This window comes from Enemella dayhoffiae (assembly GCF_002250625.1).
Taxonomy (GTDB): Bacteria; Actinomycetota; Actinomycetes; order Propionibacteriales; family Propionibacteriaceae; genus Enemella; species Enemella dayhoffiae.
Map to the genome: position 1 here is coordinate 146,577 of NZ_NMVQ01000044.1, position 25,157 is coordinate 171,733.

General features: G+C 68.5%; 20 protein-coding genes and 1 pseudogene. 14 read left to right on the forward strand and 7 right to left on the reverse strand.

Annotated features, from left to right (window positions below; genetic code table 11):
- Positions 1-5: 5 nt before the first annotated feature.
- Complete coding sequence (locus tag CGZ93_RS15730; protein ID WP_141211250.1) at positions 6-875, reverse strand: superantigen-like protein SSL4; 870 nt, start codon at positions 873-875, stop codon at positions 6-8.
- Between the two features lie 306 nt (positions 876-1,181).
- Here CGZ93_RS15730 and rpoB point away from each other — a divergent pair, with 306 nt between their 5' ends.
- Positions 1,182-4,673: a DNA-directed RNA polymerase subunit beta gene (rpoB, locus tag CGZ93_RS15735; RefSeq protein WP_094365094.1), complete on the forward strand. Its 3,492-nt coding sequence runs from the start codon at positions 1,182-1,184 to the stop codon at positions 4,671-4,673.
- A 133-nt stretch (positions 4,674-4,806) separates the two neighbouring features.
- Positions 4,807-8,721, forward strand: a complete 3,915-nt coding sequence (gene rpoC, locus CGZ93_RS15740; RefSeq protein ID WP_094365095.1) for a DNA-directed RNA polymerase subunit beta' — start codon at positions 4,807-4,809, stop codon at positions 8,719-8,721.
- 157 nt (positions 8,722-8,878) lie between these two features.
- On the opposite strand, the gene CGZ93_RS15745 is transcribed toward rpoC, so the two are convergent.
- Complete coding sequence (locus tag CGZ93_RS15745) at positions 8,879-9,439, reverse strand: hypothetical protein (RefSeq protein ID WP_094365096.1); 561 nt, start codon at positions 9,437-9,439, stop codon at positions 8,879-8,881.
- Between the two features lie 541 nt (positions 9,440-9,980).
- Here CGZ93_RS15745 and CGZ93_RS15750 point away from each other — a divergent pair.
- The 6 genes and pseudogenes from CGZ93_RS15750 (at position 9,981) to CGZ93_RS15775 (ending at position 15,055) form a co-directional block, all read left to right on the forward strand.
- Positions 9,981-10,963: pseudogene (locus CGZ93_RS15750) on the forward strand (M20 metallopeptidase family protein).
- The gene (locus CGZ93_RS15755) at positions 10,960-12,312 is read left to right on the forward strand and encodes an MFS transporter (protein WP_094365097.1); all 1,353 of its coding nucleotides are present in this window, start codon (positions 10,960-10,962) and stop codon (positions 12,310-12,312) included. Before CGZ93_RS15750 ends, CGZ93_RS15755 begins: the two are co-directional and overlap by 4 nt.
- A gap of 54 nt (positions 12,313-12,366) precedes the next feature.
- Positions 12,367-13,020: an alpha/beta fold hydrolase gene (locus CGZ93_RS15760; protein ID WP_094365098.1), complete on the forward strand. Its 654-nt coding sequence runs from the start codon at positions 12,367-12,369 to the stop codon at positions 13,018-13,020.
- 31 nt (positions 13,021-13,051) lie between these two features.
- Positions 13,052-13,504 carry a DUF4442 domain-containing protein gene (locus CGZ93_RS15765; protein ID WP_094365099.1) on the forward strand — a complete coding sequence of 151 codons (453 nt, stop codon included), beginning with the start codon at positions 13,052-13,054 and terminating at the stop codon, positions 13,502-13,504.
- Positions 13,505-13,552: 48 nt separating this feature from the next.
- Positions 13,553-14,341, forward strand: coding sequence for an NAD-dependent epimerase/dehydratase family protein (locus CGZ93_RS15770; protein ID WP_094365100.1), 789 nt, complete (start codon positions 13,553-13,555; stop codon positions 14,339-14,341).
- A gap of 42 nt (positions 14,342-14,383) precedes the next feature.
- On the forward strand, positions 14,384-15,055 hold the full coding sequence (locus CGZ93_RS15775; protein WP_094365101.1) for an HAD family hydrolase: 672 nt from the start codon (positions 14,384-14,386) through the stop codon (positions 15,053-15,055).
- Here the strand turns inward: CGZ93_RS15775 and CGZ93_RS15780 are convergent.
- The 3 genes from CGZ93_RS15780 to CGZ93_RS15790 all read right to left on the reverse strand — a co-directional run bounded on the left by CGZ93_RS15780 (position 15,009) and on the right by CGZ93_RS15790 (position 17,060).
- A complete protein-coding gene (locus tag CGZ93_RS15780) occupies positions 15,009-15,533 on the reverse strand; it encodes a tRNA (cytidine(34)-2'-O)-methyltransferase (RefSeq protein ID WP_094365102.1) in 525 nt (174 codons plus the stop codon). The two genes, CGZ93_RS15775 and CGZ93_RS15780, sit on opposite strands and share 47 nt — an antisense overlap.
- Before the next feature lie 2 nt (positions 15,534-15,535).
- Positions 15,536-16,360 (reverse strand): pseudouridine synthase, encoded by an 825-nt coding sequence (locus tag CGZ93_RS15785; protein ID WP_094365103.1) that lies wholly within the window; start codon positions 16,358-16,360, stop codon positions 15,536-15,538.
- 151 nt (positions 16,361-16,511) lie between these two features.
- Positions 16,512-17,060 (reverse strand): AAA family ATPase, encoded by a 549-nt coding sequence (locus CGZ93_RS15790; RefSeq protein ID WP_229117513.1) that lies wholly within the window; start codon positions 17,058-17,060, stop codon positions 16,512-16,514.
- A 153-nt stretch (positions 17,061-17,213) separates the two neighbouring features.
- On the opposite strand from CGZ93_RS15790, the gene rpiB reads away from it, so the two are divergent.
- Complete coding sequence (gene rpiB, locus CGZ93_RS15795; RefSeq protein ID WP_094365104.1) at positions 17,214-17,663, forward strand: ribose 5-phosphate isomerase B; 450 nt, start codon at positions 17,214-17,216, stop codon at positions 17,661-17,663.
- A complete protein-coding gene (locus CGZ93_RS15800) occupies positions 17,660-18,337 on the forward strand; it encodes an MOSC domain-containing protein (RefSeq protein WP_229117514.1) in 678 nt (225 codons plus the stop codon). Before rpiB ends, CGZ93_RS15800 begins: the two co-directional genes overlap by 4 nt.
- Before the next feature lie 126 nt (positions 18,338-18,463).
- Here the strand turns inward: CGZ93_RS15800 and CGZ93_RS15805 are convergent, their stop codons facing one another.
- Positions 18,464-19,714 (reverse strand): alpha-hydroxy acid oxidase, encoded by a 1,251-nt coding sequence (locus tag CGZ93_RS15805; RefSeq protein WP_229117515.1) that lies wholly within the window; start codon positions 19,712-19,714, stop codon positions 18,464-18,466.
- Positions 19,715-19,975: 261 nt separating this feature from the next.
- Here CGZ93_RS15805 and rpsL point away from each other — a divergent pair, with 261 nt between their 5' ends.
- The 4 genes from rpsL (at position 19,976) to tuf (ending at position 24,404) form a co-directional block, all read left to right on the forward strand.
- Positions 19,976-20,347 (forward strand): 30S ribosomal protein S12, encoded by a 372-nt coding sequence (rpsL, locus tag CGZ93_RS15810; protein ID WP_094365105.1) that lies wholly within the window; start codon positions 19,976-19,978, stop codon positions 20,345-20,347.
- A complete protein-coding gene (gene rpsG, locus CGZ93_RS15815) occupies positions 20,347-20,817 on the forward strand; it encodes a 30S ribosomal protein S7 (protein WP_094365106.1) in 471 nt (156 codons plus the stop codon). The genes rpsL and rpsG overlap by 1 nt, the downstream gene beginning before the upstream one ends.
- A gap of 161 nt (positions 20,818-20,978) precedes the next feature.
- On the forward strand, positions 20,979-23,024 hold the full coding sequence (gene fusA, locus CGZ93_RS15820; protein ID WP_212753223.1) for an elongation factor G: 2,046 nt from the start codon (positions 20,979-20,981) through the stop codon (positions 23,022-23,024).
- Between the two features lie 189 nt (positions 23,025-23,213).
- The gene (gene tuf, locus CGZ93_RS15825) at positions 23,214-24,404 is read left to right on the forward strand and encodes an elongation factor Tu (RefSeq protein WP_094365108.1); all 1,191 of its coding nucleotides are present in this window, start codon (positions 23,214-23,216) and stop codon (positions 24,402-24,404) included.
- Between the two features lie 124 nt (positions 24,405-24,528).
- Here tuf and CGZ93_RS15830 read toward each other — a convergent pair whose 3' ends face one another.
- Positions 24,529-25,068, reverse strand: a complete 540-nt coding sequence (locus tag CGZ93_RS15830) for a cation diffusion facilitator family transporter (protein ID WP_094365109.1) — start codon at positions 25,066-25,068, stop codon at positions 24,529-24,531.
- Between the last annotated feature and the right edge of the window lie 89 nt (positions 25,069-25,157).

The window sequence follows — 25,157 nt, forward strand, 5'->3', positions numbered from 1 at the left end:
GGAGCCTACTGACCGGACTCGCCGCGACTGCCGCTGTCGCCGTGGGTGTTGCCCGCTCCGCCCGAGCCGCTGCCCGACGAGCCGGAGCCGGACGTGGATCCGCCGCTGGTGCCCGTGGGGGCGGTGCTGGCCCGGCCGGTCGGTGCCTGGCTGGCGGTGGCGCGGGGGCTCGGTCGCTCACTGGGCCCGGAGCTCCCGGTCGCCTCGGGGGCGGCCGTTCGGGAGCGACTGGCCTGGGGGCTGGGGGTGGTGGAGCGGTCGGGCGTGGCGCGCGGAGTCGGCGTACGCCCGGTGGACGGTTCGGCGATCCGGCCCACCGTGGTGCCACCACCGCCGGACAACGCGTTCCCGGTCAGTGTCTCGACACCGGTCACCAGCAACCCGGCCAGCAGGAAGACCGCGGTCGCGGCGGCCAGCAGCCGAGCCGGACGGATCCGCCGCCGGGGCGTTGCGGGCACCTCGGTCGCGCCGCCCGTCTCCCCGGCCCGGGCACCGATCGACAGCACCCGGGTCTGCTCGTCGGCCGGAGCCTGCGTCTGCCCGGGGGACTCGGCGGCAGTGGTCCAGGGGCTGGAGCCGGTGGGGGCGGGGTTGCTGTTCGAGGCCGAGCCTGCGGGGCGGCGTACCAGCCCGCTCACCCGGGCACCGGTGTGCTTCAGGGTGCGGGTGTAGACGGCGCCGGCCACCGCGCAGATGATGCTGACCACACCGGCTCCCACGATGGTCCCGGCGACGCCGAGCTGGGAGCCGATCGCCGCCGCGGTGGAAGCGGCCAGGGCGCCGCCGGCGAGCTGCGGCACAGAGAGGCCCAGCAGCGGTTCGCGCGGGGCCGGAGAATCATTGGGCGGGCCGGGGGGCGGGGAAGACTGTGCCATCTGCCTCAGGGGTCGGGATCGGGTGGTCGTCCTTCAGGCTACGAGCGCCGGACAACCCCTTCTCCGGCGGAGGTGCTTGCCAAGCGGGACTGCTTGAGTATCCTTTGCGTGAGCGTTCAGCAGCCCGCTTCTGGCGGTGGCGATTTGACCGTTCTGTCTTGTGGTGCGCCCGACCTTTACAGGGGCCGTCCCATCGTGTATAGTCGGGGTTTGCCCCGCGTAATTTTCGACCCTCGTCCGGTTCGTCTTGACAAGGGTCGTTCAGCATGCACAGAACGCTTGCGAGTTCTCGGAAGGACCAATCTGTTGGCCGCCTCGCGCACTGCCTCTAAGAACACCAACGTCGTCTCGCCCACCGGGCGGATCTCCTTCGCCAAGATCGCCGAACCGATGGAGGTCCCCGATCTCCTCGATCTGCAGGTCGACTCCTTCGACTGGCTGATCGGCAACCAGGTCTGGCAGGACCGGGTCCAGTCCGCCCTCGATGAGGGGCGTACCGACGTGAACACCAAGTCCGGACTGGAGGAGATCTTCGAGGAGATCTCCCCGATCGAGGACTTCTCGCAGACGATGTCGCTGTCGTTCCGCGACCACCGTTTCGAGGACCCGAAGTTCAGCGTCGACGAGTGCAAGGATCGCGACGTCACCTACGCCGCTCCGCTGTTCGTGACCGCTGAGTTCATGAACAACGACACCGGTGAGATCAAGTCCCAGACGGTGTTCATGGGTGATTTCCCGCTGATGACCGACAAGGGCACCTTCGTGATCAACGGCACCGAGCGGGTCGTCGTCTCGCAGCTGGTGCGCTCCCCGGGCGTCTATTTCGAGCAGACCCCCGACAAGACCTCCGACAAGGACATCTTCACCTCCAAGATCATCCCCTCGCGGGGTGCCTGGCTGGAGTTCGAGGTCGACAAGCGCGACATGGTCGGCGTACGCCTGGACCGCAAGCGCAAGCAGAACGTGACGGTGCTGCTGAAGGCGCTCGGCTGGACCGACGAGAAGATCCTGGAGGAGTTCGGGCAGTACGAGTCGATGCGGCTCACCCTGGAGAAGGACGCCACCACCGGCCAGGACGACGCCCTGCTCGACATCTATCGCAAGCTGCGTCCGGGCGAACCGCCGACCCGGGAGGCCGCCCAGGCGCTGTTGGAGAACTACTACTTCAACCCCAAGCGCTACGACCTGGCCAAGGTCGGCCGCTACAAGATCAACAAGAAGCTCGGCCTCGACCAGCCGTTCGACCAGCAGGTGCTGACCATCGACGACATCGTCGCCGCGATCCGCTTCGTGGTGGCGCTGCACGAGGGCCAGGAGACCCTGCCGGCGCCCGGCGGTGGCGACGACATCATCGTCGAAGAGGACGACATCGACCACTTCGGCAACCGTCGTCTGCGTACCGTCGGCGAGCTGATCCAGAACCAGCTGCGCACCGGCCTGGGCCGGATGGAGCGCGTCGTGCGCGACCGGATGACCACCCAGGACATCGAGGCGATCACCCCGCAGACCTTGATCAACATCCGCCCCGTGGTGGCGGCGTTGAAGGAGTTCTTCGGCACCTCGCAGCTGTCGCAGTTCATGGACCAGAACAACCCGCTGGCCGGGCTGACCCACAAGCGCCGGCTCTCGGCGCTGGGTCCGGGCGGTCTCTCCCGGGATCGCGCGGGCATGGAGGTCCGCGACGTGCACCCGTCCCACTACGGCCGGATGTGCCCGATCGAGACCCCGGAAGGCCCGAACATCGGGCTGATCGGTTCGCTGGCCTCCTTCGGTCGGGTGAACGCGTTCGGCTTCATCGAGACCCCCTATCGGCGGGTCGAGAACGGTGCGGTGACCGACACGATCGACTACCTCACCGCCGACGAGGAGGACCGCTACGTGGTCGCCCAGGCCAACGCGGTGCTGAACGACGACGGCTCCTTCGCCGAGGAGCGGGTGCTGGTCCGCAAGCGGCACGGCGAGGTCGACACGATCCCGCGCGACGAGGTCCAGTACATGGACGTGTCGCCGCGCCAGATGGTGTCGGTCGCCACTGCGCTGATCCCGTTCCTCGAGCACGACGACGCCTCCCGCGCCCTGATGGGTGCCAACATGCAGCGTCAGGCGGTGCCGCTGATCCGCAGCGACCGTCCGTTCGTGGGCACCGGCATGGAATACCGCGCCGCCGTCGACGGTGGCGAGGTGACCGTGGCGGCCAAGGCCGGTGTGGTGTCCTCGGTGTCGGCCGACCTGGTCGAGATCGCCTGCGACGACGGCACCTACCAGACCTACCGACTGCACAAGTTCCGCCGCTCCAACGCGGGCACCTGCATCAACCAGCGTCCGCTGGTCAACGCCGGTGACCGGGTCGAGCCTGGTACGCCGCTGGCCGACGGCCCGGCGACCGACCAGGCGGAGATCGCGCTGGGTCGCAACCTGCTCGTGGCGTTCATGCCGTGGGAGGGCCACAACTACGAGGACGCGATCATCCTGAGCCAGCGCCTGGTGCAGGACGACGTGCTCACCTCGATCCACATCGAGGAGCACGAGGTCGACGCCCGCGACACCAAGCTCGGTGCCGAGGAGATCACCCGGGACATCCCGAACGTCTCCGAGGAGATGCTGGCCAACCTCGACGAGCGCGGCATCATCCGGATCGGTGCCGAGGTCGGCACCGGCGACATCCTGGTCGGCAAGGTCACCCCGAAGGGTGAGACCGAGCTGACCCCGGAGGAGCGGCTGCTGCGTGCGATCTTCGGTGAGAAGGCGCGCGAGGTCCGCGACACCTCGATGAAGGTGCCGCACGGCGAGGCCGGCACGGTGATCGGCGTACGCGTGTTCGACCGCGAGGAGGGTGACGAGCTCGCCCCTGGCGTGAACCAGCTGGTTCGGGTCTATGTGGCGCAGAAGCGGAAGATCTCCGACGGTGACAAGCTCGCCGGCCGCCACGGCAACAAGGGCGTCATCTCCAAGATCCTGCCGGTAGAGGACATGCCGTTCCTCTCCGACGGGACCCCGGTCGACGTCGTGCTGAACCCGCTCGGTGTGCCGTCGCGGATGAACGTCGGTCAGGTGATGGAGCTGCACCTGGGCTGGATCGCCAAGACCGGCTGGGACGTGACCGAGGTCGACGAGCCCTGGGCGGAGCGGCTGATCGAGAACGGCCTCGGCCTGGTGCAGGGTGACCAGCGCCTGGCCACCCCGGTCTTCGACGGTGCCACCGAGGAGGAGCTGTCCGGCCTGCTCGAGCACGGTCTGCCGACCGGCGACGGGGTCAAGCTGGTCGACGGTTCGGGCAAGGCCCGACTGTTCGACGGCCGCTCCGGCGAGCCCTACCCGGACCCGATCGGTGTCGGCTACATGTACGTGCTGAAGCTGCACCACCTGGTCGACGACAAGATCCACGCCCGTTCCACCGGTCCGTACTCCATGATCACCCAGCAGCCGCTGGGCGGTAAGGCGCAGTTTGGTGGTCAGCGGTTCGGCGAGATGGAGGTGTGGGCGCTCGAGGCCTACGGCGCCGCGTGGGCGCTGCAGGAGCTGCTCACCATCAAGTCCGACGACGTGCAGGGCCGCGTGAAGGTGTACGAGGCCATCGTGAAGGGCGAGAACATCCCCGAGCCGGGCATCCCCGAGTCGTTCAAGGTGCTGGTGAAGGAGATGAAGTCGCTGTGCCTGAACGTGGAGGTGCTCTCCTCCGACGGCACGGTGGTCGAGCTGCGCGAGTCCGACGAGGAGAACTATCGCGCCAGCGACGAATTCGGCATCGACCTGTCGCGTCGCCCGGGTGAGGGCTTCGCCGGGGTCGAGGAAGTCTGACGGGGCGGGGGCTTCGGCCCCCGCCATCCCCGGAGGGGGTCCGCCCCTTCCACCCCGCTGGGGGCTCCGCCCCCAGACCCCCGGGCCTGCGGCGCTTGGGGCCAGTCACAACAAGATTGGGAAACAGGAAAACATGCTCGACGTGAACTTCTACGACGAACTCCGGATCGGCCTGGCCACCGCGGACGAGATCCGCGAGTGGTCCCACGGTGAGGTCAAGAAGCCCGAGACGATCAACTACCGCACGCTCAAGCCGGAGCGTGACGGTCTGTTCTGCGAGAAGATCTTCGGTCCCACCAGGGACTGGGAGTGCTACTGCGGCAAGTACAAGCGGGTCCGGTTCAAGGGCATCATCTGCGAGCGCTGCGGCGTCGAGGTGACCCGTTCCGGCGTACGCCGGGAGCGGATGGGCCACATCGAGCTGGCCGCCCCGGTCACCCACATCTGGTACTTCAAGGGTGTCCCGTCGCGGCTGGGCTACCTGCTCGACATCGCCCCGAAGGACCTGGAGAAGGTCATCTACTTCGCGGCGTACATGATCACCTCGGTCGACGAGGACGCCCGGCACCGCGACCTGTCCTCGCTCGAGGGGAAGGTGGATGTCGAGCGCAAGCAGGTGGAGAACCGGCGCGATTCCGACGTCGAGAACCGGATGAAGAAGCTCGAGGAGGACATGGCCACCCTCGAGGCCGAGGGCGCCAAGGGCGAGCAGAAGAAGAAGGTCAAGGACGCCGCCGAGAAGGAGACGAAGCAGCTCCGCGACCGCGCGCAGCGCGAGCTGGATCGCCTCGACGCCGTGTGGGCCCGGTTCAAGGGGCTCAAGGTGCAGGACCTGGAGGGTGACGAGATCCTCTATCGCGCCATGAAGGAGCGGTTCGGCAAGTACTTCGAGGGGTCGATGGGCGCCGCGGCGATCCAGAAGCGCCTCGAGGACTTCGACCTGGACGCCGAGGCCGAGTCGCTGCGCCAGACCATCCAGACCGGTAAGGGGCAGCGCAAGACCCGCGCCCTGAAGCGGCTCAAGGTGGTGTCGGCGTTCCTGCAGACCAACAACCGACCGACCGGCATGGTGCTGGACTGCGTCCCGGTGATCCCGCCGGACCTGCGCCCGATGGTGCAGCTGGACGGTGGCCGGTTCGCCACCTCGGACCTGAACGATCTCTATCGCCGCGTGATCAACCGGAACAACCGGCTCAAGCGACTGCTCGATCTGGGCGCACCGGAGATCATCGTCAACAACGAGAAGCGGATGCTGCAGGAGGCCGTCGACTCGCTGTTCGACAACGGCCGTCGTGGCCGTCCGGTGACCGGCCCGGGCAACCGCCCGCTGAAGTCGATCTCGGACATGCTGAAGGGCAAGCAGGGCCGCTTCCGGCAGAACCTGCTCGGCAAGCGTGTCGACTATTCCGGTCGTTCGGTGATCGTGGTCGGCCCGCAGCTGAAGCTGCACCAGTGCGGTCTGCCGAAGGCGATGGCGCTGGAGCTGTTCAAGCCGTTCGTGATGAAGCGGCTGGACGACCTGAACCACGCCCAGAACATCAAGTCCGCCAAGCGGATGGTGGAGCGGCAGCGTCCGGTCGTGTGGGATGTCCTCGAAGAGGTCATCTCCGAGCACCCGGTGCTGCTGAACCGGGCGCCCACGCTGCACCGGCTCGGCATCCAGGCGTTCGAGCCGCAGCTGATCGAGGGCAAGGCGATCCAGATCCACCCGCTCGTCTGCACCGCGTTCAACGCCGACTTCGACGGTGACCAGATGGCGGTGCACCTGCCGTTGTCGGCCGAGGCCCAGGCCGAGGCGCGGATCCTGATGCTGTCGACCAACAACATCCTCAAGCCCGCCGACGGGCGTCCGGTCACCATGCCCACCCAGGACATGATCATCGGGCACTACTTCCTCACCCAGGTGCGCGAGGGCGCGCTCGGTGAGGGACGGGTGTTCGGTTCGCTGGCCGAGGCGCAGATGGCGTTCGACCTGGGCGAACTGGCCGTCGGGGCCAAGGTGAGGCTGCGGCTGACCGACATCGCCCCGCCGGAGGGCCAGGAGCTGCGGGCCGACGGTCGGATCATGCTCGAGACGACGCTGGGTCGCGCCATCTTCAACGAGGCGCTGCCCGAGGACTACCCGTTCATCAACGCGGTGGTCGACAAGAAGCGGCTCGGCGTGGTGATCAACGACCTGGCCGAGCGCTACCCGAAGGTCGAGGTGGCCACCTGCCTGGACGCGCTGAAGGAGCTCGGCTTCCGCTGGGCCACCCGAAGCGGTGTCACGGTCTCCATCTCCGACGTCCAGACCCCGGCCGACAAGCCGCAGATCCTGGCGGGTTATGAGGAGCGGTCGACCAAGATCGACAAGCAGTGGGACCGCGGTCTGATCACCGAGGACGAGCGTCGCCAGGAGCTGATCGAGATCTGGACCGACGCCACCGCCGTGCTGACCAAGGCGATGGAGGAGAACTTCACCGAAACCAACCCGATCTTCATGATGGTGAACTCCGGCGCCCGAGGGAACATGACCCAGATGCGCCAGATCGCCGCCATGCGAGGTCTGGTGGCCAACCCCAAGGGCGACATCATCCCGCGGCCGATCAAGTCCAACTTCCGTGAGGGCCTGACCGTGCTGGAGTACTTCATCTCCACCCACGGTGGCCGCAAGGGACAGGCCGACACGGCGCTGCGTACCGCCGACTCGGGTTATCTGACCCGGCGTCTGGTGGACGTGTCGCAGGACGTGATCATCCGCGAGGAGGACTGCGGCACCGAGCGCGGCCTGACCAAGGTGATCGCCGAATGGACCAAGGCAGGGGTGGACGCCAATGGGCGGCCGACCCGACTGCCGGCCGAGCCGTTCGAGAAGGACGCCTCGGTGGCGGCGTCGGAGAACGTCGAGACCGCGGTGTACGCCCGGACGCTGGCCGTCGACGTCATCGACCCCAAGTCCGGTGACGTGCTGGTGCCGGCCGGGGTCGACCTGGGCGATGTGAACATCGCGCTGCTGGTCGAGTCCGGCGTGACCTCGGTCAAGGTGCGCTCGGTGCTCACCTGCGAGGCCGTGACCGGGACCTGCGCCATGTGCTACGGCCGCTCGCTGGCCTCCGGCAAGCTCGTCGACGTTGGCGAGGCCGTCGGTATCGTCGCGGCCCAGTCGATCGGCGAGCCCGGCACCCAGCTGACCATGCGTACCTTCCACACCGGTGGTGTGGCCGGTGACGACATCACCCAGGGTCTGCCCCGTGTGGTCGAGCTGTTCGAGGCCCGTACGCCGAAGGGCAAGGCGCCGATCGCCGAGTTCGCCGGTCGGATCCGGATCGAGGAGGGGGAGCGCAGCCGCAAGGTGTACCTCGTCCCCGACAACGGCGAGGACGAGCTCGAGGTCGTGGTCGGTCGCCGGGCGCGCCTCGAGGTGACCGACGGGGAGCGGGTGGGCGTCGGCCAGCAGCTCACCGCCGGTACGCCCGACCCGCAGGACGTGCTCCGGATCCTCGGCGTCCGCAAGGTGCAGGAGCACCTGGTGGCCGAGGTGCAGAAGGTGTACGGCACCCAGGGTGCGGCCATCCACGAGAAGCACATCGAGATCATCATCCGGCAGATGCTGCGCCGGATCACGGTGATCGAGTCGGGTGACACCTCGCTGCTGCCCGGAGACTGGGCCGATCGTGCGGCGTACGAGTCGGAGAACCGCAAGGTGGTCGCCGAGGGCGGCCAGCCGGCGTCCGGTCGTCCGGTGCTGATGGGTATCACCAAGGCCTCGCTCGCGACCGAGTCGTGGCTGTCGGCGGCATCCTTCCAGGAGACCACCAAGGTGCTCACCGATGCGGCGATCCACGGCAAGTCCGACTCCCTGGTCGGTCTGAAGGAGAACGTCATCCTCGGCAAGCTGATCCCGGCCGGTACCGGCCTGGAGCGCTACCGCAACGTCCGGGTCGAGCCGACCGCGGAGGCCAAGGCGGCGTCGTACTCGATGAGCTACGACCCGTACGACTACAGCTTCGGGTCCGGCTCGGGTGCCTCGGTGCCGCTGGACGACTTCGACCTGGGCGAGTACCGCTGATCGACAGCTGACAACCCACGAGACGGCGAGGGCCCCGGAACTTCGGTTCCGGGGCCTTCGTTGTGCTTCGGGTCCTGATCAGGGCGAGGCAACAAAGAACGGTGCCCCGGACCAGAAGGTCCGAGGCACCGCTGTCTCGTGCGTCAGGCGCTGAGGATCAGACGCCGGTCTTGGCCAGACCGCCGGTGCTCGGCTTGGTGGTCGGGGCCTTGGAGGTCGGAGCCTTGGTCGGGGTCGCGGTGCCGCTGGGCAGGCTGCCACCGATGGTGTACGGGCTGCTCGGGGTCAGGTTGGTGACACCCTCCGGGGTGGTCAGGGTGACCTGGCCGTTGACCGGGAAGCTGTTCACGCGGCAGGTGAAGGTGACCTTCTTGGTCTGCGGGGTGGTGACACCGGTGAACGAGACCGGGATGGAGCCGCTGCCCTGGCAGGTGGCGCCGGTGACCTTGCTGTAGCCGACGGTGTAGTTGCCGTCGGTGTTGGTCTGCACGCTCACGGTCACGGTGTAGTTGTCACCGACGGCGTAGGTCGGCTTGTCCGAATCCATGTCCGAGATGGCGGCGGCCTTGGTGCCGGGGGCGGGGGTGGACATCTGCTTGCCCGGGCGCGTGTTGAGGGCGCCACCCTGGCTCGGCGCAGCGATGGCGCTGGCGGCGTACGCGCCGGACAGGGCGACACCGGCCGCCAGGGTGAAGGCGGCGAGCTTCTTCGAAATCATGGACTTCCTTCCGGGGTTTCGGCGACCGGTCGTCACCGTTGACTGAACATCCCTCGCCCATTCCCCCGCGTGGGCGCGTGCGCGAGTTCAGTTGGGACCTTATGCGAGATCTCTCAGTAATGCACGTTGAAGTCACAGGTTTTTCACAGTGAGCTGCGCTACAGCGGGTTTCGTCGGAGGATTCGGGGTGGATCGGACCCCGAACGGGGGCATACCGCGGCCCTCTCGGGTCGCTAGGTTGAATCTTCCCGATGGGACACGGCCATCCCCCGCTGCACCCGACCAGGAGGAACGAATGACTGTCATCGACGATGCGCACGCCCAGCACGAGGAGCTGCGCCGATTCCGTCGCGCGCTGCACGGCGAACCCGAGCTGGGCCTGCAACTGCCTCGTACCCAGGAGCGGGTCCTGTCCGAACTGGACGGGCTCGACCTCGAGATCACCCTCGGAAAGACCGTCACCAGCGTCGGTGGCGTACTTCGCGGTGGAGCGGCCAGCGGGCCGACGGAGAACCGGCCGACCGTGCTGCTGCGGGCCGATATGGACGCCCTGCCGGTGCAGGAGCAGACCGGGGTCGACTTCGCCAGCCAGGTGGAGGGCCGGATGCACGCCTGCGGCACGACCTGCACACGGCGATGCTGGTCGGTGCCGCCCGGATCCTGAACGATCGGCGCGACCGCCTGCCGGGGGACGTGGTGCTGATGTTCCAGCCGGGGGAGGAAGGGTTCGACGGCGCCCGATACATGGTCGAGGAGGGGATCCTGGACCTCGCCGGACGCCGCGTGGACGCCGCGTTCGGGATGCACGTGATGTCGTCGATCTTTCCGCACGCCAAGTTCGCCAGCCGCCCCGGCCCGCTGATGTCGGCCTCCGACGAGATCCACGTCACCGTGCACGGAGCCGGCGGGCACGGCTCAACCCCGCACCGGGCCAAGGATCCCGTGGTGGTCGTCGCGGAGATCACCACCGCATTGCAGACCCTGGTCACCCGCCACTTCGACATGTTCGACCCGGTGGTGATCACCGTCGGCCGGCTGGCGGCCGGTACCAAGGCGAACGTGATCCCCGCCGAAGCGCAGCTGGAGGCGACGATCCGCTCCTATTCCGCGAGCAACCGGGATCGGCTGGAGGAGTTGGTGCCGCAGCTGATCACCGGCATCGCCCGGGCGCACGGGCTGGACGCCGAGGTGGACTACCGCCGGCAGTATCCGGTCACCGTCAACGATGCCGCCGAGGACGCGTTCGTGGCCCGCACCGCCGCCGAGCTGTTCGGCGCCGACCGGTACCTCCCGCTGGTCAACCCGGTGGCCGGCTCCGAGGACTTCTCGCGGGTGCTGGACGAGGTGCCGGGGGCGTTCGTGTTCCTGTCCGCGCTCGGCCCGGACGGTGACCCCGAGGCGGCGCCCTACAACCACTCGCCGTTCGCCACCTTCGACGATCAGGTGCTGGCCGACGGGGCGGCGTTGTACGCCGAGCTGGCGATCAGGCGGCTCGGCGAACTCGCGGACGGAGCAGCGGCATGAGCAGCGCGATCCCCGCGGACGGCACGACCGCGGACCCGACCGGCAAGCCGAAGCAGTCGGTGAAGAAGACCCTGCTCGGGACCGGGCTCGGCAATGCCCTGGAGTGGTACGACTGGAACGTCTACACCGCGATGAGCGCGTTCCTGGCGGCGCACCTGTTCGACAAGTCCGACCCGACTTCGGCGGTGCTGAGCACGCTGGCGGTGTTCGCGGTCGGCTTCTTCGCCCGGCCGCTGGGCGGACTGGTGTTCGGCTGGATCGGCGACCGCAAGGGGCGCAAGTTCTCGCTGATGCTGAGCGTGGCGGCCGCCTCGCTCGGCTCGCTGCTGATCGGCATCGCACCGGAGTTCGGCACCATCGGCGTACTCGCCTCGGTCTGGTTGCTGGTGGCGCGACTCCTGCAGGGCCTGGCGCACGGCGGGGAGTTGCCGTCGGCGCAGACCTATCTGGTGGAGGAGGCGCCGCGCAAGAAGCGGGGCCTGTGGTCCTCGTGGATCTATGTCTCGGGGACCCTGGGCAACATGATCGCGCTCGGGGTGGGTGCGCTGCTGGCGACGCTGCTGAGCAAGGAGCAGATGTCGGACTTCGGCTGGCGGATCCCGTTCCTGCTCGGGGCGGCGTTCGGGTTCTATGCCCTCTATATGCGCAAGGGGATGGCCGAGTCGGAGACGTTCACCGAGGACGTGACCAGGACCGACGAGCCCAAGGTGCCGCTTCTGAAGGACATTGCCGCGCACTGGAAGCAGGCGCTGCAGGTGATCCTGATGACCTGTGGCGGCACCGTCGCCTACTATGCGTGGGCGATCAACGCCCCGGCGTACGCCCAGAACCAGTTGAAGATGGCGGCCGCGCCGGCGCTGTGGGTGGGCTTCGCCGCCAACGTGATCTTCGTGGCCCTGCTGCCGGTCTATGGCTGGCTGTCGGACAGGATCGGGCGCAAGAAGGTGGCGCTCTATGCCGTCTTCGGCTCGGCCATCCTGTTCATCCCGATGAACGCGGTGCTGTCCAGTCAGCCGCTGTCGCTGTTCATCGCGATGGGGGTGATGTTGTTCGTGCTGTCGGCCTATTCGGCGATCGCCCCGGCGATGTATGCCGAGATGTTCCCGACCCGGGTGCGGACCGCCGGGGTCGGCGTACCGTATTCGATCTGCATCGCCCTGTTCGGTGGCACCGCGCCGCTGATCCAGCAGGCGCTGGTCACCCGCTATCCGACCCAGCCGCTGCTGTTCCCGATCTATGCGATCGTGCTGCTGCTGGTCGCGGCCGGGGCGATCTTCTCGCTGCGCGAGACCAGGGGGATCGATCTGGCCGAGCACCACCTGCCCGCGCCGGAGGACCGGGTGCGCTGACTCGTGCTGGGGCGGGCGCGGGTCGGCCGTGGCGTACGCCCCTAGGATGGCCGAATGGCTGACGAGCTGCTGGTGTTCCTGCACGGGCTGGGGCAGACCCCGCAGAACTGGCAGGAGCAGGTCGAACAGCTGCCCGCCGATCTGCCGGCGGCCGCGCCCTGGCTGCGCGGGACCCGGCCGGGCGGGCAGCGCGAGTTCTCCGTCGCCGATGCGGTGAGTGAGGTGTCGGCGGTGCTGCTGCAGCACGGCGCCCAGCGGGCGTACCTGTGTGGACACGGGCTGGGCGCGTTGGTGGCGCTGCACTGTGCGGTCCACGACGAGCGCGTGGCCGGGCTGGTGCTGAGTGCTCCGCAGGTGAACCCCCCGCGCTGGGCGATCGCTGCGCAACGGCTGGCCGTGCGGGCGATGTCGCGCCGACGGCTGGCCGAGCGGGGGATCGACAAGGGTGCCATGCTGCGGATGCTGGACACCCTCGCCGACGGCGAGGCGAACCCGCCGCTGCGGCAGATCTCGACCCCGGCCCTGGTGCTGGCCGGTGCCCGCGACCGGGCCGGTTTGGCCACCGGGCGGCTGGTCGCCGCCGAGCTGCCGAACGCCCGGATGGAGTTGATGGACGGGGTCGGGGAGGCGCCGAGCGAGGCCCCGGCGCGGTTCAATGAACTGCTCTTCGGGTTCGTCGGTGAGCTGCGCGGCGGACGTCCTGCTTGATTGTTACTCGCCAGTAGAAGATGATGGCGGCATGCGCTACACGCCGGCGACCCTGAAGTGGGGCATGCGGATCTGGCCCCCGTTCGTCGGGGCGGGGATCTTCGTCCGTGACATCGCGGCCGACTGGTCCTCGGCCACGGTCGAGCTGCACCCGTGGAAGCTGAACGGGAACATCCACGGCACCGCCTTCGGCGGCTCGCTGCAGTCGATGACCGACGCCTTCCATGCGCTGATGCTGATCCACCGGCTCGGCCGGGGCTACAACGTGTGGGACAGTGCCGCCGAGACCCGGTTCCGCAAACCCGGGGTCGGGGTGGTCACCGCCCGGATGGAGCTGAGCGATGCGGACCTGACCCGGATCCGGGAGGAGACCGCCGACGGCGCCAAGGCACTGCCGTGGTTCGAGTTCCCGATCACCGACCGCTCCGGTGCGGTGGTCGCCGAGGTGCGCCGCCAGGTCTACGTACGCCGCCGGCGCGACTGAGGCGTACCCGCTGGTCCGTCGGCCACCATGGCAGGAAAGACTGGGACGATGAGCACCACCCCACACCGACGGATCCTGATCACCGGCGCCACCGGCGGCGTCGGCCTCACCCTGGTCGAGGGCCTGCGAGATGACTATGAGCTGGTCCAGCACGGTCGCACCCCGAGGACCCCGGAGCAGGAGCGGGTGCTGCGCCGGGCCGACCTCGACGACGTCGAGCAGATGCTGGAGCTGATGGACGGGGTGGACACCGTGGTCCACCTGGCCGGCGCCGCATCACCGGAATCGGAGTGGCCGGACGTGCTGGACGCCAACATCGTGGGCCTGCGCACGGTGCTCGAGGCCGCTCGCCGCGGGGGCGTCCGGCGGTTCGTGTTCGCCTCCTCCAACCACGCCATGGGCATGTATGACCGCGACGAGCAGTGGCCGGTCTATGCCTCCCAGCCGCCGCGCGGAGATTCGCTCTATGGGGTCTCGAAGATCTTCGGCGAGGCCCTGGGGCGCTTCTATCACGACGAGTACGGGCTCGACTTCATCGCCCTGCGCATCGGGTGGCTCGTCGAGGATCCGAGCGAGTCCGAGGTGGACCTGCTGCACGCGATGTGGTTGTCCCCGGGGGATGCGGTGCGCGCGGTGCGCCGGGCGATCGAGGCGGAGGTGCGGTTCGGGCTCTACTACGTGATCTCCGACAACCCCAACCGACGCTGGGACCTGACCAACACCATGCTGGAGCTCGGCTATCGGCCGCAGGACTCCTGGCCCGCTGCCGTCGGTGCTGCCGAGAAGGTGGTTGAGGGCGGCGCCCAGGCCCCCGACGACTGGCCCCGCGAGTCCTGACCCCCGGGCAGGCTGGTGGGCGGGGCGGGCAGACTGGGCAGCATGGATGTGGCTGCGGTCGTCTTCGACCTGGACGGGACACTGATCGACACCGAGCAGCTGTGGGACGAGGTGCGCCGCGAGCTCGCGGCCGCCGACGGCCGGCCGTGGCCGGAACAGGCGACCACGGCGATGATGGGCATGTCCACCCCGGAGTGGAGCCGCCATCTGGTCGAGGAGGTGGGACTGCGGGGTACGCCCGCCGACGCGGCCCGGCGGACCATCGACGGGATGCTGGCGCACTATCACCGCGGATTGCCGGTGCTGCCGGGGGCGGTGGAAGCGGTGCGGCGGATGCACGCGGCGGTCGGGCTGCTGGGGGCCGCGACCAGTTCCCCGCGGGTGCTGCTTGATGCGGCGCTGGCCGAGCTGGGGGTGAGCGAGCTGTTCACCGCGACCGTGTCCACCGAGGAGGTGGCCGCCGGCAAGCCGGCGCCGGACGGTTATCTGGCCTGCTGCGAGAAGCTCGGGGTCGACCCCGCGCGGGCCGTGGCCGTGGAGGACTCCGGCAACGGGATCCGCTCGGCCGCCGCGGCCGGGATGGCGGTGGTGGCGATCCCGCCGCACTTCCACCCGCCCGGGGCCGATGTGCTCGCTCTTGCCACCGTGCTGGAGGACCTGTCCGGGCTCACCGCGGAGCTGCTGGCGGAGTTACCGGCGCCGCGGCCCCGATGAACCCGAGCTGACGCCACGCCTCATAGCCGGCGATCCCGGCGCTGGTGGCCAGATTCAGCGAGCGGCGCCCGGCCAGCATCGGGATCCGCACCCGGTCGGTGATCCGTGGGTCGGCGAGCACCTCGGCGGCCAGCCCCGTCGGCTCCGGCCCGAACAGCAGGACGTCGCCGGGGGCGTACCCGATCTCGGTGTGGGTGCGCGCCCCGCTGGTGCTGAACGCGAACACCCGCGCCGGCAGGAGAGCGGCGTACGCCTGATCGAGGTCTTCGTGCACCGTCAGGCTGGCCAGGTCGTGGTAGTCGAGCCCGGCCCGCTTCAGTTTGGTGTCGGACAGCTCGAAGCCGAGCGGGCCGACCAGATGCAACTCGCACCCGATCGCCGCGGCCAGCCGGATGGTGGCGCCGGTGTTGCCCGGAATCCGCGGCTCGTGGAAGAGCAGCCGGATCGGGCAGCCGGGAAAGTCGGGAAGCTGGTTCATGATCACCGGCATTGTCGCAGGTCACGGCCGCTGACGAAGTGCCGGCGGCTGCCGTCGACCGGGTCGGTGAACTCCAGCTCGGCCGCGAGCAGCTGCAACGGGGTGGCGAAGTCGTCGACGTTGGTGTCCAGCACGTGCGGATAGAGCGGGTCGCCCAGGATCGGGACACCGAGGGAGTTCAGGTGCAGGCGCAGCTGGTGGGTACGCCCGGTGCGCGGGGTGAGCCGATAGCGGGCGCACCCGTCGAGCACCGCATCCAGCTCGACGCGGGTCTCGGCGTTGGGCTCGGCGTCGGGCACCTCGATGGCCTGCAGCGAACCTCGGCGCTTGACGATGTGTGACCGCACGGTGCGCGGGAGGGCGAGTCGGGGATCGTGCCCGGCCAGTGCCAGGTAGCGCTTGGTGACCAGCCGATCCTCGAACATCCGCTGATAGGGGGCCCGCCAGCGGGACTCGGTGGTGAGCAGGACGAGCCCGGCGGTGAGCCGGTCCAGCCGGTGCGCCGGGCCCAGCTCGGGCAGTCCCAGCTGGCGGCGGGCGCGGACCACCACCGATTCGGTGACGTGGCGGCCGCGGGGGATGGTGGACAGGAAGTGCGGCTTGTCCACCACCACGATCCGTTCGTCGGCGTACCGGATCTCCAGCTCGAACGGGACCGGGGGTTCCTCGCGCAGCGCGCGGTGGAACCAGATGAAGGTGTGCGGGGTGTACGCCTCGGCCCCGGTGAGCGGGCGGCCGGTGGCGTCGACGAAGGCACCGTCGGTGAGCATCGCGTCGACCCCGTCCGCACCCAGCGGAGTGAGCCGGGCGATCAGGAAGTCGCGCATCGTGGACCAGCCACCGGGCGGTTCACGGCCCCGGTCGGGGGTGCGGACCCAGGCCGCCTGCAACCCGTTACGGGGCGGGAGCGGGGAGCGTGGAGGCACGGAGCGAGACTAGTCGGGTGGCTTCGACAGGCTCAGCCACCGTTTGACTGGTTCAGACCTTGGCGAGTTCGAGGTTGGCCAGAATGTCGGCGACGGTCTCCTCGGGGGTCTGGGTCGAGGAGTCGAGCCAGTAGCCGATCCGTGCGGTCTCCTGGCGCAGGGCGGCGTCCATCGCACCGGGGGAGAAGTAGACGTTGCCCGCCTTCTGTCGCTGCTCCTCGCGCCACTCCAGCGCGGACAGGCTGGGGGAGAGGACCACCAGGTAGCGTTCCGGTGTCTTCACCAGGTCGACGAAGTGGGCCAGTTCGGCGCCGATGATCACGTCCTGGACGATGGCGTCGAACCCGTGGGCGGCGTACTGGTCGGCGGTGGAGGCGGCCAACGCGTAACGCAGGTGCAGCTGGCGCTGCGCCTCGGGATCGGGGTTGGGGGTCATCTCCGCACGCCCGTTCACCACCATCCGGCGGAACGCGTCCCCCCGGACGTGCACCGAGCGTGGAAACTCCAGTGCGAGCAGCTCGGCGACGGTCGACTTCCCCGCAGCCATTGCCCCGGTGATGACGATGACGCGGCCGGCGTTGGTCGGGGAGTGAACATCCACATGGCCATTGTCAGTGTTCGAAGGTGAATTCGCGGTGACCACGTGCCGAATGGTGGAAATGTTTCGCGCCGCGGGGATCGGCTGGGGTCCAGGCGCTCCGGGGCGTACCGTGTGACGCGATCAGGCCGCCACGTCCAGAGCAAGGAGCCAGCCATGAAGATCGCCGTCGGTGCCGACCACGCCGGATTCACCCTGAAGACCGAGTTGTCCGAGCACCTGCGCGGGCTCGGGCACGAGGTGATCGACGCCGGGACGAATTCGACCGAGCGCACCGACTATCCGATCTATGGGTCGCGGGCCGCGCGGCTGGTGGTGACCGGGGAGGCCGACTTCGGGCTCATCGTCTGCGGTTCGGGGATCGGCATCTCGATCGCGGCGAACAAGGTGCCGGGTGCCCGGTGCGTGGTGTGCACCGAGCCGTTCTCCGCCCAGATGGCGCGCCGGCACAACAACGCCAACATGTTGGCGATGGGCGAGCGGTTCGTCGGCGTGGACATGGCCAAGGCGATCCTCGACGCCTTCCTCGAGGCCGACTTCGAGGGCGGGCGGCACGAGGGTCGGGTCGAGCTGTTCAGCCAGATCGAGCAGGGCAAGGAGTTGTGAGTCCGGCCGCTGGCGGGGTGCTGCGCTCGCTGAACGTCGCGCAGGCCGAGCGCTCGCCCGCGGCCAGTGCCCGCACGGGGCTGACCGGGATCCGCAAGCGTCCGGTGGCTCGCTGCGAGGTGCGCGATCCGGGGTCCAAGGACCCGGCCCGGGGCGGGCTGGGCTCGGGACTGGTCGGTGACTTCATCGGGGACCAGCGCCACCACGGCGGCGATGAACAGGCCGTCTATGCGTACGCCCGCGAAGACCTCGACTGGTTTGCCGAGCGGCTCGGCCGGACGCTCCCGGATGGGGTGTTCGGGGAGAACCTGACCACGGTCGGACTGGACGTGAACGGTGCACTGCTCGGTGAGGTGTGGCGGATCGGTGAGGTGGAGTTGCGGGTCACCTGCGGCCGGATCCCGTGCCGCACCTTCGCCGGCGAGCTCGGCCGGCGCGGGTGGGTGAAGGAGTTCACCGCGGAGGCCCGGGTGGGGGCGTACCTGGCAGTGCAGCGTCCCGGAACGCTGGTCAGTGGGGCGCCGATCGAGGTGATCCACCGACCCGGACACGAGGTCACCGTAGAGCTCTGGTTCCGCGCGGTGACCACCGAGCGTGGGCTGATGCCGCGGCTGGCGGCGGCCGGGGCCGACCTGCCGTCGGACACCCGCGCCGAGTTGCGGCTCCAGAGCTGACTCCTGATCGGCGCACCGCGGTGACCCTCTGGGGTGGTGCGTCAGCCGATGCACTCTTGATCGCCTGGTGCGATCAAACCCCTCTTTGATCTCCAAGGGAGATCAAAGACTGCACAGGTTGGGCGGTCACAGCTGGGCGGGGAGGCGGATGTGCTCGGGGCGCAGGTCGGCGACGCGGGTGACGCCGAGCAGTTGCAGGGTGCGGGTGAGTTCGGTCCGGAAGATCTCCAGGGCCCGGCGTACGCCGAGGTGGCCGCCGGCCATCAGTCCGTAGAGGTAGGCGCGGCCGATCCAGACCGAGTCGGCGCCGTGCGCGAGGGCGGTAGCGATGTCGGCCCCGCTCATCACCCCGCCGTCGATCGCCAGCTCGCGGTCCGGGCCGACCGCCTCACGCACCTCCGGCAGCAGCCGCAGCGAGGGCCGCGCGCGGCCGATCTGCCGTCCGCCGTGATGGGACAGCAGGACCGCGTCGGCGCCGACGCGGAAGGACTGCTCGGCGTCGGCGACCGTCTGGATCCCTTTCACCACGAGCTTTCCGGGCCAGGTCTCGCGCAGCCAGGCGACGTCGTCCCAGGTCACCGACGGGTCGAACATCTTGTTGATCATCTCGGCGACCGTGCCCTCCCAGTTGGCCAGCGAGGCGAACTCGAGCGGCTCGGTGGACAGCACGTTGACCCACCAGTTCGGGTGCGCGGCCATGTCGAGGAAGGTCTTCGGGCTCAGCCGGGGCGGGATGGTCAGGCCGTTGCGGACGTCACGCAGCCGGTTGCCGGCGACTGCGGTGTCCACGGTCACCACCAGCGACGAGTAACCGGCCGCCTTGGCCCGCTCGATCAGCTCGATCGAGGCCGGCCGGTCCTGCCAGAGGTACAGCTGGAACCAGTGCGGGCTCGGCCCGGCCACCTCGGCCACCCGCTCCAGCGGGGTGGTGCCCATGGTGGACAGGGTGTACGCCAACCCGGCCCGCCGCGCCTCGTGGGCCACCGCGGTCTCGCCCTCGTGGTTCATCATCCGGGTGAAACCGGTCGGCCCGAGCACCAGCGGCATGGCCACCTGCTCACCGAGGACGGTGGCGGTCAGGTCGATCCGGGCGATGTCGTTCAGCACCCGGCCGGAGAACTCCGCGGCGGCGTACAGGTCCCGGCAACGGGTGAGCGCCGACTCGTCGTCGGCGGCGCCGTCGGTGTAGTCGAAGACCGAGCGGGGCGTACGCCGCCGGGCCAGGTTGCGCAGGTCACCGATGGTCGCCGCCCGGGCCAGCCGCGCCTCGGTACCGATGGCCGGGGGCTGGAAGCCGAGCAGGGGGCGTACCTCGGACCAGCGGGGGAGCCGTCGCACGGGTGCGGGCGGACGGTCGGGCATCCGGGGTGTCGTCATGCGGTGACCGTACTCCGTGGCTAGGATCGTCGTTTCCGGGTTCCCCTATTTTGACCCGCGCGCCGCGGCTGGGTAGTCTTGTCCCTTGTGTTCGGCCTGCCCGAACCTTCGTGCGTGCCCCAGCGTGCCTTCTGGTGACGGGTGCGGCAAGCACAGCAGCGCCACGGCGTTGCACCCGACACAGACACGCCTCGACGAGCCTGCCGAATCGGCTCCGACGGGTTGCCACGCAAGACGACCAACGGAAAGAGATAGCAGCCGGTGCCCACCATTCAGCAGCTGGTCCGCAAGGGCCGGAGCGACAAGGTCAGCAAGAACAAGACGCCCGCGCTCAAGGGTTCGCCCCAGCGCCGCGGCGTCTGCACCCGCGTGTACACCACCACCCCGAAGAAGCCGAACTCGGCGCTGCGCAAGGTGGCCCGCGTCAAGCTGTCCTCGGGCATCGAGGTGACCGCCTACATCCCCGGCGTCGGCCACAACCTGCAGGAGCACTCGATGGTGCTCGTCCGCGGCGGTCGTGTGAAGGACCTGCCGGGCGTCCGCTACAAGATCATCCGCGGCTCGCTGGACACCCAGGGTGTCAAGAACCGCAAGCAGGCTCGCAGCCTCTACGGCGCGAAGAAGGAGAAGTAATGCCTCGCAAGGGCCCCGCCCCGAAGCGTCCGATGCTCGTCGACCCCGTCTACGGGTCGCCGCTGGTCTCCCAGCTGGTGAGCAAGATCCTGCTCGACGGCAAGAAGACCGTTGCCCAGAACATCGTGTACTCGGCGATGGAGGGTGCTCGCGCCAAGACCGGTGTCGATCCGGTGCAGACGCTGAAGCGCGCGCTGGACAACGTCAAGCCGAGCCTCGAGGTGAAGTCCCGCCGCGTCGGTGGCGCCACCTATCAGGTGCCGGTCGAGGTCAAGCCGGGTCGCCAGACCACCCTGGCGATGCGCTGGCTGGTGCACTTCTCCCGGCTGCGCCGCGAGAAGACCATGGCCGAGCGACTGATGAACGAGATCCTCGACGCCTCCAACGGCCTGGGTGCGGCGGTCAAGCGCCGCGAGGACACCCACAAGATGGCCGAGGCGAACAAGGCGTTCGCGCACTACCGCTGGTGATCGCGGCTCGGCGTACGCCCGTCGTCCGCCGACCGACACCGCAGCCCGCCGCCGCGTAGGCGGCAACCGCACCACCGCACACCCGACGAAGAGACAAGAGGAACGTTTCTGTGGCTGTCGACATCAAGACCGACCTGGGCAAGGTCCGCAACATTGGCATCATGGCCCACATCGACGCGGGCAAGACCACCACGACCGAGCGCATCCTGTTCTACACCGGCATCACCTACAAGATCGGCGAGGTGCACGACGGTGGCGCGACGATGGACTGGATGGAGCAGGAGCAGGAGCGCGGCATCACGATCACGTCGGCCGCGACGACCTGCCACTGGAAGGACCACCAGATCAACATCATCGACACCCCCGGGCACGTCGACTTCACCGTCGAGGTGGAGCGCTCGCTGCGCGTGCTCGACGGGGCCGTCGCGGTGTTCGACGGTGTGGCTGGTGTCGAGCCGCAGTCGATGACCGTGTGGCGGCAGGCGGACAAGTACCACGTGCCGCGGATCTGCTATGTGAACAAGCTGGACCGCACCGGCGCTTCGTTCGACCACTGCGTGAACACCATCGTGGAGCGGCTCAAGGCCACCCCGCTGGTGATGCAGCTGCCGATCGGTGCCGAGTCCGACTTCATCGGCGTGATCGACCTGGTGCAGATGCGCGCCCTGACCTGGCGCGGCGAGACCGCGATCGGTGAGGACTACGAGGTCGAGGAGATCCCCGCCGAGTTGCAGGAGAAGGCCAAGGCCGCCCACCAGAAGCTGATCGAGCAGCTCGCCGACTTCGATGACGAGCTGGCCGAGAAGTTCCTGATGGAGGAGGAGATCACCGCCGAGGAGATCCAGCACGCCGTGCGCGCCGCTGTCCTCAGCACCAAGGTGACCGCCGTGTTCTGCGGCACCTCCTTCAAGAACAAGGGTGTGCAGCCGCTGCTCGACGCCGTCATCGCCTATCTGCCCGCTCCGACCGACGTCCCCGCCATCGAGGGCTTCGTCCCCGGCAAGGAGGACGAGAAGATCGTGCGGCATGCCGATGCCGACGAGCCGCTGGCCGCGCTGGCGTTCAAGATCGCCGCCGACCCGCACCTGGGCAAGCTGACGTTCGTCCGCGTGTATTCCGGAAAGCTGGAGGCCGGCACCCAGGTGCTGAACTCCCTCACCGGCAAGAAGGAGCGGATCGGCAAGGTCTACCAGATGCACGCCAACAAGCGTGAGGAGATCAACTCCGTCGGTGCCGGCCAGATCGTCGCCGTGATGGGTCTGAAGCAGACCACCACCGGTGAGACCCTGTGCGACCCGGCCAGCCCGATCGTGCTGGAGTCGATGGACTTCCCGGCCCCGGTGATCGAGCAGGCCATCGAGCCGAAGACCAAGTCCGACCAGGAGAAGCTGTCCACCGCCATCCAGCGACTCGCCGAGGAGGACCCGACCTTCCGGGTGCACACCGACGAGGAGACCGGGCAGACCATCATCGCCGGCATGGGCGAGCTGCACCTCGAGGTGCTGATCGACCGGATGAAGCGTGAGTTCAAGGTCGAGGCCAACATCGGCAAACCGCAGGTGGCGTACCGGGAGACCCTGCGTCGCAAGGTCGACAAGGTCGACTACGTGCACAAGAAGCAGTCCGGTGGTTCGGGCCAGTACGCGAAGGTGATCATCGCGCTGGAGCCGCAGGAGGCCGGTGCCGGCTACGAGTTCGTGAACGGCGTCACCGGTGGCCGCATTCCCAAGGAGTACATCCCCTCGGTGGACCAGGGCATCCAGGAGGCCATGACCACCGGCGTGCTCGCCGGCTACCCGGTCGAGGACATCAAGGTGACCCTGCTCGACGGCGCCTACCACGACGTGGACTCCTCGGAACTGGCGTTCAAGATCGCCGGCCTGAACGTGTTCAAGGAAGCGGCCCGCAAGGCCGATCCGGCACTGCTGGAGCCGATGATGAAGGTCGAGGTGACCACCCCGAATGACTATCTGGGCACCGTGATCGGCGACATCAACTCCCGGCGTGGCCTGATGCAGGGCACCCGTGAGGAGCACGGCAACCAGGTCGTCGAGGCGCTGGTGCCGCTGTCGGAAATGTTCGGTTACGTGGGTGACCTGCGCTCGAAGACCTCGGGCCAGGCGACCTACTCGATGGAGTTCGACTCCTATGCCGAGACCCCCAAGACCGTCTCCGACGAGATCATCCAGAAGGCTCGCGGGGAGTGATCCAACCGCACCCGGCGGTGGGGCAACTGGTTTGACTCCACCGCCAAGGTGCACAAGACTGGGTCGGGTGGCCTCGCGCTGTCGCGCGCGGTGGCCCGCCCGGTCTGGCAGACCAAGAGGTAGTACCACCACGTAAACCAAGCGATGCCACGCAACCGGCGCGGTATCAACGAAGAAGGAGCCCATCAAGTGGCAAAGGCCAAGTTCGAGCGGACCAAGCCGCACTGCAACATCGGCACCATCGGGCACATCGACCACGGCAAGACCACTTTGACCGCGGCGATCTCGAAGGTGCTCCACGACAAGTACCCGGACCTCAACGAGGCCTCGCCGTTCGACTCGATCGACAAGGCTCCCGAGGAGCGCCAGCGCGGTATCACCATCTCCATCGCGCACATCGAGTACCAGACCGAGGCGCGGCACTACGCGCACGTCGACTGCCCGGGTCACGCCGACTACGTGAAGAACATGATCACCGGTGCCGCGCAGATGGACGGTGCGATCCTCGTGGTCGCCGCCACCGACGGCCCGATGCCGCAGACCCGCGAGCACGTGCTGCTGGCCCGTCAGGTCGGTGTGCCCGCCATCGTCGTCGCGCTGAACAAGTGCGACATGGTGGACGACGAGGAGCTCATCGAGCTCGTCGAGATGGAGGTCCGCGAGCTGCTGGCGTCCCAGGAGTTCGACGAGGACTGCCCGGTCGTCCGCGTGGCGGCCTTCCCGGCGCTGAACGGCGACCAGAAGTGGGCCGACTCGGTCCTCGAGCTGATGAACGCCGTGGACGAGTACATCCCGCAGCCGGAGCGCGAGACCGACAAGCCGTTCCTGATGCCGGTCGAGGATGTCTTCACCATCACCGGTCGTGGCACCGTGATCACCGGCCGGATCGAGCGCGGCATCGTCAAGACCGGCGAGACCGTCGATATCATCGGCATCCGCGAAGCCAAGCAGACCAGCACCATCACCGGTGTCGAGATGTTCCGCAAGATCCTTGACGAGGGTCAGGCGGGTGAGAACGTCGGCCTGCTGCTGCGTGGCACCAAGAAGGAGGACGTGGAGCGCGGCATGTGCGTCATCAAGCCGGGTTCGACCACCCCGCACACCGACTTCGAGGCGCGCGTCTACATCCTGAACAAGGACGAGGGTGGCCGGCACAAGCCGTTCTTCTCGAACTACTCGCCGCAGTTCTACTTCCGCACCACCGACGTCACCGGCACCATCCAGCTGCCCGAGGGCACCGAGATGGTCATGCCCGGCGACAACACCGACATGACGGTGCACCTGATCCAGCCGATCGCGATGGAGGAAGAGCTCAAGTTTGCCATCCGTGAGGGCGGCCGCACCGTCGGTGCCGGTCGTGTCACCAAGATCATCAAGTGAACCTGCTCTGATCCTGATCTGAACTGATCGCGCGAAGGGCCCCGCACCTCACGGTGCGGGGCCCTTCGTCAATTCCGTGCGAGTTGCCGCTGGCGGGTCGGGCCGGGCTGGCGCCTGGTACGCCTCAGCGGCTGGCCTCGGGGGGAACGTCAGTGACGGGGATGATCACGGTGTCCTGCAGCTTCCAGTCGATCCGGCGCACCTCGGTCCGGGCCTCGTCGAGCTGGGCCAGGCTGACAGTCGCACCGCCGGCCGGGCGGACGAACGCCTCGGTGTGGAAGACGTGGCCCTGATCCCTCATCCGCACTCCGGCCGATTCCACCCAGGGAAGCTTCTCCAGAGCCTGGACCGCCGCGATGATGGACGGGTGCGGTGCGCTGTTGTCGAAGGTGTGCGCCCGGCCGTCGAGCAGGTCGGCGAGGGCCCGGCGTACATTGCGGAAACCGTCGCGGACCACCGAGACGCCGATGCCGATCGCCACCACCGAATCCAGCCACCAGATTCCCAGCCCGATCCCGAGAACGCCGATGATGGCACCGCTCGCGGTGAGCCAGTCGTCCTCGTTCATCGTGGCGTCGGCGTACAGGACCTTGTCGTGCAGCGTCTCGGCCAACTTCTTCTTGGCCGGGACTGTCCGACGAACGGTGTAAGTGGCGGTTTCCATGTCAGCGGTCCTCGGCGGCTGGCATGCGGTCTGCGAAGGTGATGGCGAAGGCGTTCAGCGCGGGCTTCCACCTCATCGTCCATCTTGTC